Below are 13,015 nucleotides of genomic sequence, written 5' to 3' on the forward strand. Positions count from 1 at the left end.
GTTCCCCCATGCCCATCGACCTCGCTGCCGTCGACGCGATCGACGTGCACGTCCACGTCGAACAGGACGGCCACGGCTGTCTGGCCCTCGACCAGGAGCTGCTCGACGCCTCGGCGAAGTACTTCAAGGCCGACCAGGACCGCACCCCGACCATCGACGCGATCGCCGAGCACTACCGGGCACGCCGGATCGCCGCGGTGGTGTTCACCGTCGACGCGCCGTCGGGCACCGGGCACCCGCCGCTGTCCAGCGAGGAGATCGCCGACGCCGCCGCGGCACACGCCGACATCCTCATCCCGTTCGGCTCGGTCGACCCGCACACCGGCAAGGCCGCCGTCGCCCGCGCCCGCCGGCTGGTCACCGAGCACGGGGTCCGCGGCTTCAAGTTCCACCCCAGCCTGCAGGCGTTCGAGCCGAACGACACGCGCTTCTACCCGCTCTACGAGGCCATCGCCGAGCTCGGTGTGCCCGCGCTGTTCCACACCGGACAGACCGGGATCGGCGCCGGGCTGCCGGGCGGGCGCGGCATCAAGCTGCGCTACTCGAACCCGATGCTGCTCGACGACGTCGCCGCCGACCACCCCGACCTCACCGTGGTGCTCGCCCACCCGTCGGTGCCCTGGCAGGACGAGGCGATCTCGATCGCCACCCACAAGTCCAACGTGTACATCGACCTGTCGGGCTGGTCGCCGAAGTACTTCCCGCCGCAGCTGGTGCGGGCCGCGAACACGATGCTGCGCCGCAAGGTGCTGTTCGGCTCGGACTACCCGGTCATCACCCCGGACCGGTGGCGCGCGGACTTCGAGACCCTCGAGATGAAGCCCGAGGTCCGGCCGATGATCCTCAAGGACAACGCGGTCCGGATGCTCGGCCTGGGGTGACCGGCGCCGGCCCCCGCCGCCGTACCGACCGGCGGGGGCGGCGGCCGGGTTGTCCGGACCGGTTCCCGCACGGGCTGCCGCGGCCCGCGTCGTCGCAGGTCAGCGCCTCGTGCCGGACCGGTTCCCGACGCCGTTGACACGATCGGGTGATTCGTTTCGCCCGGTTCCGGTGCACCGGGGCGGGTCGTCCCGGTCCGTACCGGGTAGCCCAGGTCACTCCCCGCGCCCGATCCCGGGGCCCCGTGGGCCCGATCCCATGATGTGGACCTGTCCGGTGTCGGATTGGTCCGAACGGGTCTGTTTACTGGTTCCCATGCACCTCGTCTCCCGGTTCGCGGTTCGGCGTCACGTCGACCTGCGCCGCCAGGCGAGCGCGCTCTGTTCCGGCGCCTGACCGCGCCCGGCTCCCGGGGCGCGCCCGCGCTCCGCCGCACGCCGACCCCGGCACGGGGTCCGCAGCCGCGGTAGCCACGGGACCGCCCCAGCACTCCCCGACACACCACCGCGCCCCCGCGCGGACCTCCCGCCCCGCCCTCCCGGCGGCCCGGGAGGGCGGAGTCCGACGCCCCTCGGAGCGCACGCCCGCACCTGCCCGCGCCCCGCGGCGCCGTCCACGACGGACGACGCCCCGGCTCGCCGCTCGGCGGATGTCCACATCGGACTCCACCTCGCTCCCCGTCACGAAAGAAGGAGACACGTCGTGCCTCAGCACCGCGCACGGTCCGCGTCCCGGGCCCGGCTGATCGCCGGCGGCGCCGCTCTCGCCGGCACCGCCCTGATCGGCCTGTCCGGCGCGGCCCAGGCGGCCACCCCGGACCTGGTCCCCGACCTCGGACCGATCCTCAGCGCCCCGAACGACGACCAGCCCGACCCGGCGCCGACCGCGCCCCCGGTCGAGTCGTCCTACGAGGCGTTCGACTCCGACCAGCCGATCCAGCAGCTGCGCGACTTCGCCCCCGCGGGCGTCCCCGCCGCCGGCCTGGTCGACGTCGTGTCGAAGGCGCCGAAGCAGATCACCCCGACCTTCCTCAGCGGCGGGGCGGGCGAATGAGCCTGCTCCCGAGGTCCCGCTGGGCGCGGCGGGGGCTCATCGCCCTCGCGAGCGCCGCCGTCGTCGCCGGGGTCGTCGCGATCCCCGCGTCGGCCCAGGGAACGATCGACAAGGTCAAGTCCGAGGTCACCGGCGCCGACGGCAAGAACTACTGGGTCGAGAACAATCTCACGCCGGAGGCCCGTCAGCAGTCCGCCGACGGGCCCAAGAAGGAGTACGCGCTGGTCTGGGCCGGTGACGAGAACGTCGCCGACACCGCGGTCGCCGACGTGCGCAACCTGCCCGGGTCGCTGCTCGACCCGGTCGACAAGGTCCGCGACGCCGCGCCGGGCCCGGACTTCTTGGCCGTCGTCGACGTCACCAAGGGCACCCCGGACTACGGCAAGGTCGTCAACACCGCGACCGTCGGCCCGCTCGTGGAGAACGAGCCGCACCACATGCAGTACTCGTGGCGCAAGGGCGACAAGATCTACGCGGGCGGCCTGTTCTCCGCGGCCACCTACGTCTTCGACGTCGCGGCGCTGCCGGAGATCAAGCTGTCCGGCATCTCGCTGCCGTCGCAGACGCTCTGCGGCTCGGTGCCGGACGCCTACTGGGTCCTGAAGGACGGCACCGCCTACGGCACCTACATGGGCGGCCCCGTCGCCCCGGGTCCGTGCCGCTACACCAACGGCGAGGTCCGCACCGGCAACGGCTTCGCGGGCTCTCCCGGCTCGGTGGTCCGGTTCGACCAGGAGGGGAAGAACCTCGTCGAGGCCCCGGCCGCGACCGAGACGCCCGAGGACCCGACCCAGTGCCTCAACATGCCGGCCCTGGGCAACCCGACCTGCGCGAACCCGCACGGCATCCAGGTCCGCGAGGACCTGAACACCATGGTCACCAGTGACTACGCGGAGCCGCGGACGATCATCCTCGACCCGGTGAAGAACCCGTCGCCGTACCTGCGCCGGCCCACCGTGCGGACCTGGGACATCTCCGACCTGAACAAGCCGAAGGTCAAGTCGGTGCAGTACCTGCCGACCGGTCCGCGCAGCAACGGCGTCGACCCGCTGCGCAACGAGAACCGCGCCGTCATGGAGACCACGGTCACCAACCGCCCGGAGCACAAGGGCGCGTTCGCGATGACCATGCAGGGCGGCGCGATCTTCTACACGCCGGACATCACCGCCGACAACCCCGAGTGGCGCGAGGTCTTCGACCTGGCGACCTCCGCGCCCGAGCTGGGCGTCGGTGGCGAGAACGGCGGCCCGAGCGCGAACGGCGGCTGGATCCAGACCAGCGCCGACGACCGGACGCTGTACCACGCCACGATCGGCCGCAAGGCCGGCACGCTGGGCCCGGACGACAAGGGCACCGCGGGCGGCGTCATCGCGCTCGACATCGAGAAGCTGCTGGCCTCGGGCCCGACCCCGGGCTGCTCGATCGACACCATCGAGGAGACCACCGCCGGTGGCGCCGAGGGCGACTGCCCGACGCTCAAGGGCACGGTCGGCATCAACCCGGACCAGACCGGCGCGGGCCCGCACTGGGGCGCGCTGGACAACCTGGAGCGCGGTGACGACGGCTACTACCACCACACCGACCAGCCCCAGCGCCTCGCGACCGCGAACTACTTCGTGGCCCGCACCGGGCTCGACGGCGACCACCGGGTCTGCATGGTGGACATCGCCCAGGACGGCACGCTCAGCCTGGACGAGACGTTCAAGGACGAGGACACCGGCGACACGTGCCTGAGCTTCAACCGCCAGCACTGGCCGCACGGCGACTTCGGCAACGCCAAGCCGCACTCGATGCTGTTCGTCGCGGCCGACGAGGACATCAAGGACTGATGATGTCCCCCTCGTCGATCGTGACGCTCGTGCCGGCCGGCGGGCTCGTGCCCGCCGGCCCGGCCGGGGACGCCCCCGCCCTGCTCCGTGCAGTGGCGGGGGCCGCCCCGGCGGTCCTCGCCCGGGGACCCCAGGACGGCGTGCCGTTCGCGGACACGGCCCTGCGGCTGGTCCTGCTCACCGCGCTCGCCGTGGTGGCCGGAACCGGTCTGGTCCGGGTCCTGGCCGGCGCGCCCGGACGCGCCGAGCGGGTCGTCGCGGGAGTCGCGGCGCTCGTCGCCGTCTCCGCCGCGGTTGCCGCGGTGACCCGGTCCGGCGCCGGGCCGACCGGCTGGACCCTGTTCCTGCTCGCGGCCACGGTCGCGGTGCCGGCCCTGCTGGCCGGGTCGCGCCCGGTCCTCGCCGTGGTCCCCGCGCTCGCGGTGACCGCGCTGCTGGTCCTCCAGCTCGCCGGTACCCCCGGCGTCGCACCGTGGTTCGCGCTCGACGCCGGGTACGCCGTCGCCGGGTCCCTGGCCGCCGGTGCGGCGGTGCACCTGGTCACCACCCGCACCGACGAGGACGCGCGGCCCGCCCGGGTGCGCGTGCTCGGCATCGCGGCGGGCACGGTGGGGGCCGTGCTCGCCGCGGTGCGGCTCGCCGTCGCCGGGCCGTTCTCGCTCACCGACGTGCACGGCACCGGCTTCGGCCGCGCCGCGCTGGTGACGGTCGTGGCCCCGGCCGCGGTCGCGGCCCTGCTGCTCGCCGAGAGCGTGCTGACCCGCCGTGCGGGCCACCGCGTCCGCGCCGACGAGGTGCGCGACCGCGTCCGCACCCCCGCCGCGCTGGCCGCGGTCGTCGCCGTCGGTGCGGCGACGCTGCTCGCCGCCCTCCCGGCGCCGGCGCCCGCGGCCGTCCCCGGACAGGCCCTGCTGCGCTCGGTCGACCTCGGCACCGGACCGCTCACCCTGGCCGTCGCCCCGATGCGGCCCGGCCCCAACCTCGTGCAGCTCACCGGCGCCGGGGTCACCGTGACCGGGCCGGACGCCACGATGCCCGCCGGGCACGGGGAGACCGGTGCCCCCGCCGGCTACGCCGTCCGCACCGGGGACCGGGACGTGCCGTTCACGGCCCGCTCCGGCGCCCCGGGCGGCTGGGCGCTGGTCGACCTGCCCGAGGGCACCACCTCGATCACCGTCACCGCCGGGGGACTGGCCCGCGCGGTGCCGGTCGACGTCGGCACCGACCGGACGGCGCCCGCCGGCGCGAGCGGTGCCGACGGGCCGGAGTGCCTGTCCGCCGCCGTCGGGCGGATCCTGGCCGGGGGCGACCCCGTGCTCGGCCCGTGCCCGTCGGAGGGGCTCGACCCGGCCGACGCCCGGGCGCTGCGCGGCACCGTCCGCGCGCTCGCCTCCCAGGGGGCTCCGGGTCTGGCGATCGCCGGTGACGTGTCGCCCCGCTCCCGGGCGGCCGCCGACGTCGTCCGCACCGCGGCCGCTGCCGCCGGGCTGCCGGTGCGCCCGGCCCCCGGCCCGGACGACGCCCTGGTCGTCGTCTCCGGCTGGCAGCACGCCGCGACGACGGTCCGCGACACCGCCCGCGCGGCGCAGACCACGCCGACCGCGCTCGGCGGGACCTACCTCGCGCCGTGGCTGCTGACCGGGGGAGTGCTCGGGCAGAGCCCGGGCACCCTGCTCCCGCTGGACTTCGGCCCGCAGGAACAGGTCCCGCAGCGCTACGTCCGGACGCTCGCCGCCGTCGCACCGGGGTCCGCCCCGTCGCTGTCGGGGCTGCGCGCCTGGGCGGCCACGACCGGAGAGGCCTACACCGACCCGGCACCGGCTCTGTACGGTGCCGCCCCGGTGAGCGTGCCGATGACCGCCGACGACGACGGCGGCGGGCACCACGGCGCCCCCAACGAGGCCGCCTGGTTCCCGGGCGGCGCGATCGTCCGGATCGGCTCCGCGCTGACCGAGCCCGGGCGAGCGGACACCGACCCCGGGACCGGCGCCCCTGCCGGACCCACCCCCTGACCAGCACCACCCACGAGGAGACTCCCGTGTCGATCACGAAGGACCCGCCCGGCCGGTCGCCGGGGACACTGGCCCGCGCGTTGCGCGAGCTGCCCGGCAGCGGGCGCACCGCGTTCGGCCCGCAGGACCGCGCCGCCGCCCCGCCGCAGTGGCGGGTCGTCGCCGTCGGCCTGGTCCTGGCCCTGCTGTTCCTGGTCGGGGTGGGCACGGTGGCCCCGGCGACGATGGTCGGCACCGCCGCGCTCGGCCTGGCCCTGGGCTTCACCCTGTTCCACTCCCGGTTCGGCTTCACCTCCGGCTGGCGTCAGCTCGTCGCCGTCGGGCAGGGCGCCGCGATCCGCGCGCACATGGTCATGCTGGCGACGGCGTCGGTGCTGTTCGCGGTGATCCTCTCGTCCGGGTTCGCCCTCGCCGGCGAGCCGAAGGGGTTCACCAACCCGATCGGCATCGGGCTTGTCGTCGGCGCGTTCCTGTTCGGCGTCGGCATGCAGGTCGGCGGGTCGTGCGCCTCGGGCACGCTGTTCGCCGTCGGCAGCGGGCAGTCCGCGATCGTGCTGACCCTGCTCGGGTTCGTCGTCGGCTCGATGTTCGCGGTGTTCACCCACACCTTCTGGACGCAGACCGTGCCGCAGGGGCCGAGCGTCAACCTGGCCCAGCTGCTCGGCTACCCCGGCGCCGTCGCCGTCACCCTGCTGGTGACGGCCGCGATCACCGCGGTCACCTGGGTGGTCGCCCGCCGGCGGACCCCGCCGCCGGTCGAGCGCCCGCCCTCGGCGCGCGGCGTCGCGCGGGTCCTGCGCGGCTCGTGGCCGATGTGGGTCGGCGCGGTCGTGCTCGCCGTGCTCAACGCGGCGGTCCTGTTCGTCTCCGCCGCCCCGTGGGGCGTGACCTCGGCGTTCGCGCTGTGGGGCTCGAAGCTGCTGCAGGCCGTCGGGTTCGACATGGCGGGGCTGGCGTACTGGCAGGTCCCGGCGAACGCGCGGTCGCTGGCCGCCCCGGTGCTGGCCGACCGCATCTCCAACCTCGACGTCGGCATCATGATCGGCGCGCTGGTGGCCTCCGCGGTGGGCGGCGCGTTCGTGCTGCACAAGCGGATCCCGTGGAAGCTCGCCCTCGGCGCGGTCCTCGGCGGCATCGCCATGGGCTACGGCGCGCGCCTCGCGGGCGGCTGCAACATCGGTGCCTACTTCTCCGGCATCGCCTCGTTCAGCCTGCACGGCTGGATCTGGGCCGTCGTCGCACTCGGCGGCACCTGGGTCGGGCTGCGGCTGCGGCCGGTCTTCGGCCTGACCAACCCCAAGCCGGCCGACTCGCTCTGCTGAGCCGGCCGGACGCTCCCCCCACCAGAGAGGTTCACACGATGACCGCACGTACCACCGTCCGCGCGCTGGCCGCCGTCGCCGGCGCCGGGGCGCTGGCCACCCTGGCCGGCGGCCTCGCGCACGCCGACGAGGGCCACCACGAGGGCCGCCACGGCGGCGCGCACTACGACGGCTCCGTCTGGCACTACGACGGCGAGGCCCACCCCGCCGACTCGGCCGACCCGGCCCCGTCCGCGGGCGACCGGCAGGACGGGAACACCGCGGTGTACCTGCTCCGGGACGTCCCGGCCGCGCCGCTGCCCGAGGACCTGCTCAAGCCGGTCGACCTGACCGCGCCCGCGTTCGGCGTGCTGGACGGCCTGAGCTGAGACCCGCCCCGGGCCGCTGTGCACAGGGCCGCCCGGGCCGAGCCGGCCGCCCCGCCCGGACCACGTGTCCGGGCGGGGCGGCCGTGCGCCGGGGGTGGGTCAGTCCTCCTGCAGGACGGCCTGCACGTCGAGGTCGATCCGCAGCGTCCGGCCGACGGCCAGGACCCCGGCCAGCACCGACTGGTTCCAGTCGATCGCGAACTCGTCGCGGGAGATCTCGGTGGTGGCGGTGAACGCCGCCCGGGTGCCGCCCCACAGGTCGGGGCCGGTGCCGCCGTAGGTCATGTGCAGGTCGACGGGTGCCTTGACGCCCTTGAGCGCCAGCATCCCGTGCACCGTCCAGCGGGTGGCGTCGACGCGGGTCAGGCCGTCGCCCTCGTAGCCGATGGCCGGGTGGGTGTCGACGTCGAGGAAGTCCGCGGTCCGCAGGTGGGTGTCGCGGTCGGGGTCGTCGGAGTCCACCGAGCCCGCGTCGATCGACACGCTCACCGAGCTGGCCTCGAACGGGTCGGCCACCCGTAGGTCGCCGGAGAACCGGCGCAGCCTGCCGTGGATGCGGCTCATGCCCAGGTGCAGCGCGGTGGCCCGGATGCTGGAGTGCTGCGGGTCGATCCGCCACAGGCCCGGGGTCGGCAGCACCGCGCCGCCCGCCCGGGCGAGCTCGACGCGGCCCAGGTCGGTGCCGTCCCCGGCGAGGGAGACCGCCCGCGCGGACGGCTCGTACCCCGCCGCGGCGACGACGACCGTGTGCGGCCCCGACGCCAGCTCCGTCACCGCGAACCCGCCGTCGGCCCGGCTGGCCGCCCGGCCCCGCTGCACGCCGGTGGCGTCCATGACGGTGACCGTCGCGCCGGTCACCGGCCAGCCGTCGGGGGTGCTCAGCCGTCCGTAGAGCTCAGCCACGTCCCTGCTCCGTCCTCGTCGGGTCGCCGATCCGGTCGTCGGTCGGGTCCGGGGCGCCGAAGCGCACCTCGACCGGTGTGGTCGCGCCGCGCGCCACCTGCACCGCGACGACGACCGGCGCCCAGCCGCTCGCCGTCAGCTCGTGCCGTCCGGGCGGGAGCCCGTGCAGCTCGTAGCTGCCGTCCCGGCCCGTGGTGGTCTCGGCGACGGTGCGCCCGTCGCTGTCGCCGATCACGATCCGCGCCCCGGGCACCGGGCGGCCGTCGCCGCTGCGGGCGATGCCGGCGATCCCGGCCAGGGCCGGGAACCGCAGCTCCACCGGCGGGCCGGCCGGGTCGGCGTCGACCGTGCGGGCCAGCGGCCCGTGCCCGGGTGCGGTCGCGGTGAGGGTGTGCGGGCCGGTGCCGGGGGTCTCGGCCAGGAACCGGCCCGCCGGGTCGGTCGGCGTGTGCGCGACGACCTCGCCCGCGGTGTCGATCAGCGTGACGGCGGCGCCCCCGACCGGGCGGCCCGCGGCGTCGGTCAGCGTGCCCCGCACCGTGCCGCCGCCGGCGACGGTCACGTCGTGCCGCGCGGGGGAGGCGACGACGGCGACCAGCCCGGCGTCGGGCCCGGCACCGTCGGTGCGGGTCACCACCAGATAGGTCCCGCCGGTGGTCAGGGCCACGGCGTAGGTGCCGTCGCCGCCGCTGACGGCCCGCCCGTGCTGGCGCCCGTCGAGGTCGGTGACGGTGACGGTCGCGCCCGGCACGGGGGTGCCGGAGCGCCCCCGCACGGTGCCGACGACCGCAGGTCCGTCCCGTTCCGGTGTCACGTCGCGACCTCCCAGGTTAGTTGCGTATCGCAACGATAACCCTCCCGGGTGGACGGTGCGTCACCCGCACCGGTGTCGTCGGCCGGTGATCGTGCCGTGCCGCGTCCCGGGACTTGCGTCACGTGTAACCGGTGGTAACGTTACCGGCGGTTACAGCATCTGACGTCGTTGTCTGCGAGGAGTCGACATGACCGCCACCGTTCCGGAGCACGGGCTCGAGGCCGGGGACGTCCGGCACGTAGCGGACCGGCACACCGCCGAGCGTCACGACACGGCCGAGCGTCTCCTGCGCTCGTCCGCGGAGCTGTCGTTCGACCCGGCCACGCAGGTCGACTGGGAGACCCCGCTGAACCCCGACGACCACGGCATGAGCCCGGAGTGGAGCAGCCTCTACGGCACCGACTACTGGGCGGAGCTGTCCGAGGCGAAGCGCAAGGAGCTGACCCGCCACGAGGCCGCCTCGGTCGCCTCGACCGGCATCTGGTTCGAGATGATCCTGCAGCAGCTGGTCCTGCGGGACTTCTACGCCAAGGACCCGACCGACCCGTCGTTCCAGTGGGCGCTGACCGAGATCGCCGACGAGTGCCGGCACTCGATCATGTTCGCCCGCGGCTCGGCGAAGCTCGGGGCCCCCGCGTACGTCCCGAAGCGCTCCACGGTCGCGCTCGGCCGCTTCTGCGCCGCCACCTGGCGGGGCGAGGCCGCCTACGCCTCCATCCTGGTCGCCGAGGAGGTCCTCGACGTCATGCAGCGCGACTGGATGCGCGACGAGCGGGTCGCCCCGTTCGTGCGGACCATCTCCAACATCCACGTGGTGGAGGAGTCGCGGCACATGAAGTTCGCCCGCGAGGAGACCAAGGAGAACCTGCGCGGCGCCGGCCCCGTCCGTCGTCACTGGCAGGCGCTGGCCGTCGCGATGGCCGCATACTTCATCGTCACCAGCATGTGGAACGAGAAGGTCTACGCCAACGTCGGCCTCGACACCGGGCGTGCCCTGCGCGAGGCGGCGGCCAACGAGCACCACAAGGCGCTGCTGCGCTCCTCCTGCGCCGGGCTCATGGAGTTCCTGGGATCCTGCGGCCTGCTGACCAAGCCCGCGCTGTACTTCTACCGTCGCGCGAACCTGATCTGACCCGGAGCCGGCCGTGCCCTTCGCGATCACCCAGACCTGCTGCACCGACGCGTCCTGCGTCGCGGCCTGCCCGGTCAACTGCATCCACCCGACGCCCGACGAGGCGGACTTCGCCACGACCGACATGCTCTACATCGACCCGCGGGCGTGCATCGACTGCGGGGCGTGTGCCGACGCCTGCCCGGTCGACGCGATCTTCCCGGTGGAGAGGCTGAGCGCGTCGCTCGCCGGGTACGCCGAGGTCAACGCGGACTACTACGAGGGCAAGCCGGTCGCCGGGAAGCTGGAGGGCGACTCCCCGCTGTTCCACGACTGGTACCCGCTGACGTTCACACGGTCGCTGCCCGCGGACATGGCCCCGCTCGACGTCGCCGTCGTCGGGACCGGGCCCGCCGGGATGTACGCCGCCCAGGACCTGCTGCTGCACACCTCGTCGACGGTCACGCTCTACGACCGGCTCGACGTCGCGGGCGGGCTGGTGCGGTTCGGGGTCGCGCCCGACCACCCGTCGACGAAGGGGATCGGGGAGTCCTTCGCCCGGTTCCGCGCCCACCCGCGGGTGCGGATGCGGCTGGGCACCGAGGTCGGCCGGGACGTCTCGGCCGAGGAGCTGGCCGCCCGGCACGACGCCGTGGTCTGGGCCGTCGGCGCGCCCGCGCCGCGTGACCTGGGCCTGCCGGGGGAGGGGCTGCCCGGCAGCATCGCCGCCGACACCGTCGTGGGCTGGTATAACGGCCACCCCGACGTGCCACGTGACGCCGTCGACACCGCGGTGGAGCGGGTCGTCGTGGTCGGCACCGGCAACGTCGCGATCGACGTCGCCCGGGTCCTCACCGCGCCCGCCGCGGACCTGGAGGGCACCCCGATCGACCCCGCCGCGCTGGCCGCCCTGCGCACCGGTGCGATCACCGAGGTCGTGCTGCTCGCCCGCCGTGGCCCGGAGGCGGTCGCCGCGACCGCGCCGGAGCTGCGCGAGCTGCTGGGCCGCAGCACGGTCGAGGTCGTGGTCGACGAGCACGACCCCCGCATCGCGGAGTCCCTCGACGGCCCCGCGGCGTCCCCGTCGCACGCGCTGCTGCGCGGCGCCCGCCGGGAGAAGATCGACTGGTCGGTGCCCGCGGAGCGCCCGCGGGTGGTGTTCCGGTTCCACTCGGCGCCCGAACGGGTCGACGGCACCACCCGGGCCCGCGGGGTGCACACCGCCGACGGGACCGACATCCCGGCCGACCTGGTCGTGCGCGCCGTCGGGCACCGCGGCCGCCCGGTCGCCGGCCTGCCCTTCGACGACGACCGCGGCGTCGTCCCGCACGACGCGGGCCGCGTCGAGGGCCGTCCCGGCCACTACGTCGTCGGCTGGATCAAGCGGGGCCCGTCCGGCGGGATCGGCACCAACCGCACCTGCGCGGCCGAGACCGTCGGGTCCCTGCTCGACGACGCCGTCGCCGGCAGGCTCCCGTCGCGCCGCCCGGCCTCGCGCCTGGGCGCCCTCACCCGGCGGCTCCGCCGCAGCTGACCGCCCACCTCGCCCGTCGATCAGTACCTCAGCGCTGTCCCGCCGCCGGACGACGACGCTCAGGTGCTGATCGACGGCCGGGCACCGGGCGGCCCGGCCGGCGGGACGGGTACGGGCCGGCCGGGCACAGGCAGCCGGGCGGTCACGGCCGGTCGGACGGCTGATCGGACACGGGCAACCGGGCGGCCACGGGCACCCCGGCCGGGCACGGGCTCGCGGGTGCCTACGGGCAGCCGGGCGGCCGTCCCGGGTCAGCGGCTCAGGTCCAGCAGGGACAGCGCGCCGCGCAGCACGTCGTCGATCCGCGCGAGCGGGACGGTGCGGCGCCACCCGTCGAGGCCGCCGCGCACCAGGATCCGACCGGGGGCCAGATCGAGCCCGTGCAGCCGCAGCGCACCGGGCAGCCCGGGCAGCTCGACCCGGCCCGAGCGGATCGCCGCCAGCGGGCTGCGGTCGACCATCGCCCGCACCGAGCGACGGGTTTCCGCCGACCGGGGTGGCCCCATCCAGCGCCCGGCGACGGTCAGACCGGTGACCTTCCAGGACAGGGTGTGCCCGTCCACCGACACCGCGAGGTCGGCGGCTCCGAGCCCGGGCCGGCGACGCAGCCGGGCCCGGGCGACGCCGTCGGCGTCGACACCCACCTCGACCTGCGGTACGTGCTCCCGAAGGCGCCCGGCGACCCAGTCCGGGTCGAGCTCGGCCTCGATCTCCACCGGACCGGCCACCAGCTCCGGGGTGAGGCCGGGGCGCAACCGCACGTCCGCGGCGGTCACGGTGAGCCCGCGCAGCGCGAGGCCGGGCCGGACGACGTCGCGCGCGGCCAGAGTGACCGTGGCGAACCGCCCGGTCGTCAGCGCCCGGGCACCGAGCCCCGACGACGCGACGGCCGTCGGCACCAGCCGTACCTCCGACCCCCGGGAACACAGCGTCGTCGGGCGTCCGACGTAGCGCAGCCGCGCGGCCTCCAGCAGCGCGCGCAGCAGCAGCGCCGAGCCGGGCGCCGTCCCCGCGTCCAGCAGGGCCGACGCCGCGGAGACCCCGGCCGTCGTCTCGACTGCCATGGCGCTGCGGGCTCCCTCGGACGGTGGATGGGTCGGTCCGAGCGTCGCAGGCCCGGCGGCGACCCGCCCGGCCGCGGCCGGGGTGTGCGACGACCCGCCCGGCGTCGTCGGCCGGTGGCGCGAGGG

At 75.6% G+C, this 13,015-nt stretch carries 11 protein-coding genes; 8 read left to right on the top strand and 3 right to left on the bottom strand.

Annotation, left to right across the window (positions count from 1 at the left end; genetic code table 11):
* Positions 1-8 precede the first annotated feature (8 nt).
* From couO to KPL57_RS40060, 6 genes are all read left to right on the top strand, one after another.
* Positions 9-881, top strand: coding sequence for a 4-hydroxyphenyl-beta-ketoacyl-CoA hydrolase (gene couO, locus KPL57_RS40035; protein WP_226355665.1), 873 nt, complete (start codon positions 9-11; stop codon positions 879-881).
* A gap of 700 nt (positions 882-1,581) precedes the next feature.
* On the top strand, positions 1,582-1,932 hold the full coding sequence (locus KPL57_RS40040; protein ID WP_062400879.1) for a hypothetical protein: 351 nt from the start codon (positions 1,582-1,584) through the stop codon (positions 1,930-1,932).
* The gene (locus tag KPL57_RS40045) at positions 1,929-3,761 is read left to right on the top strand and encodes a selenium-binding family protein (RefSeq protein ID WP_226355666.1); all 1,833 of its coding nucleotides are present in this window, start codon (positions 1,929-1,931) and stop codon (positions 3,759-3,761) included. Before KPL57_RS40040 ends, KPL57_RS40045 begins: the two co-directional genes overlap by 4 nt.
* Before the next feature lie 2 nt (positions 3,762-3,763).
* Positions 3,764-5,773, top strand: coding sequence for a hypothetical protein (locus KPL57_RS40050; protein ID WP_226355667.1), 2,010 nt, complete (start codon positions 3,764-3,766; stop codon positions 5,771-5,773).
* Positions 5,774-5,799: 26 nt separating this feature from the next.
* Positions 5,800-7,095, top strand: a complete 1,296-nt coding sequence (locus tag KPL57_RS40055; RefSeq protein WP_226355668.1) for a YeeE/YedE family protein — start codon at positions 5,800-5,802, stop codon at positions 7,093-7,095.
* Between the two features lie 38 nt (positions 7,096-7,133).
* The gene (locus KPL57_RS40060) at positions 7,134-7,463 is read left to right on the top strand and encodes a hypothetical protein (RefSeq protein ID WP_226355669.1); all 330 of its coding nucleotides are present in this window, start codon (positions 7,134-7,136) and stop codon (positions 7,461-7,463) included.
* Between the two features lie 99 nt (positions 7,464-7,562).
* On the opposite strand, the gene KPL57_RS40065 is transcribed toward KPL57_RS40060, so the two are convergent.
* The gene (locus KPL57_RS40065) at positions 7,563-8,366 is read right to left on the bottom strand and encodes a YceI family protein (RefSeq protein ID WP_226355670.1); all 804 of its coding nucleotides are present in this window, start codon (positions 8,364-8,366) and stop codon (positions 7,563-7,565) included.
* Positions 8,359-9,180, bottom strand: coding sequence for a collagen binding domain-containing protein (locus tag KPL57_RS40070; RefSeq protein WP_226355671.1), 822 nt, complete (start codon positions 9,178-9,180; stop codon positions 8,359-8,361). The genes KPL57_RS40065 and KPL57_RS40070 overlap by 8 nt, the downstream gene beginning before the upstream one ends.
* Positions 9,181-9,367: 187 nt before the next feature.
* Here KPL57_RS40070 and KPL57_RS40075 point away from each other — a divergent pair, with 187 nt between their 5' ends.
* A complete protein-coding gene (locus KPL57_RS40075; RefSeq protein ID WP_226355672.1) occupies positions 9,368-10,312 on the top strand; it encodes a diiron oxygenase in 945 nt (314 codons plus the stop codon).
* Between the two features lie 13 nt (positions 10,313-10,325).
* Positions 10,326-11,825: an FAD-dependent oxidoreductase gene (locus tag KPL57_RS40080; protein ID WP_226355673.1), complete on the top strand. Its 1,500-nt coding sequence runs from the start codon at positions 10,326-10,328 to the stop codon at positions 11,823-11,825.
* Positions 11,826-12,076: 251 nt separating this feature from the next.
* Here KPL57_RS40080 and KPL57_RS40085 read toward each other — a convergent pair whose 3' ends face one another.
* The gene (locus KPL57_RS40085) at positions 12,077-12,889 is read right to left on the bottom strand and encodes an LmeA family phospholipid-binding protein (protein WP_226355674.1); all 813 of its coding nucleotides are present in this window, start codon (positions 12,887-12,889) and stop codon (positions 12,077-12,079) included.
* Between the last annotated feature and the right edge of the window lie 126 nt (positions 12,890-13,015).

The sequence above is a fragment of the Pseudonocardia sp. ICBG601 genome (assembly GCF_020496245.1).

Coding starts and splice junctions, on each gene's coding strand:
- KPL57_RS40060 (WP_226355669.1), top strand. CDS start 7,134: ATGACCGCACGTACCACCGTCCGCGCGCTGGCCGCCGTCGCCGGCGCC.
- KPL57_RS40050 (WP_226355667.1), top strand. CDS start 3,764: ATGTCCCCCTCGTCGATCGTGACGCTCGTGCCGGCCGGCGGGCTCGTG.
- KPL57_RS40075 (WP_226355672.1), top strand. CDS start 9,368: ATGACCGCCACCGTTCCGGAGCACGGGCTCGAGGCCGGGGACGTCCGG.
- couO (WP_226355665.1), top strand. CDS start 9: ATGCCCATCGACCTCGCTGCCGTCGACGCGATCGACGTGCACGTCCAC.
- KPL57_RS40045 (WP_226355666.1), top strand. CDS start 1,929: ATGAGCCTGCTCCCGAGGTCCCGCTGGGCGCGGCGGGGGCTCATCGCC.
- KPL57_RS40085 (WP_226355674.1), bottom strand. CDS start 12,889: ATGGCAGTCGAGACGACGGCCGGGGTCTCCGCGGCGTCGGCCCTGCTG.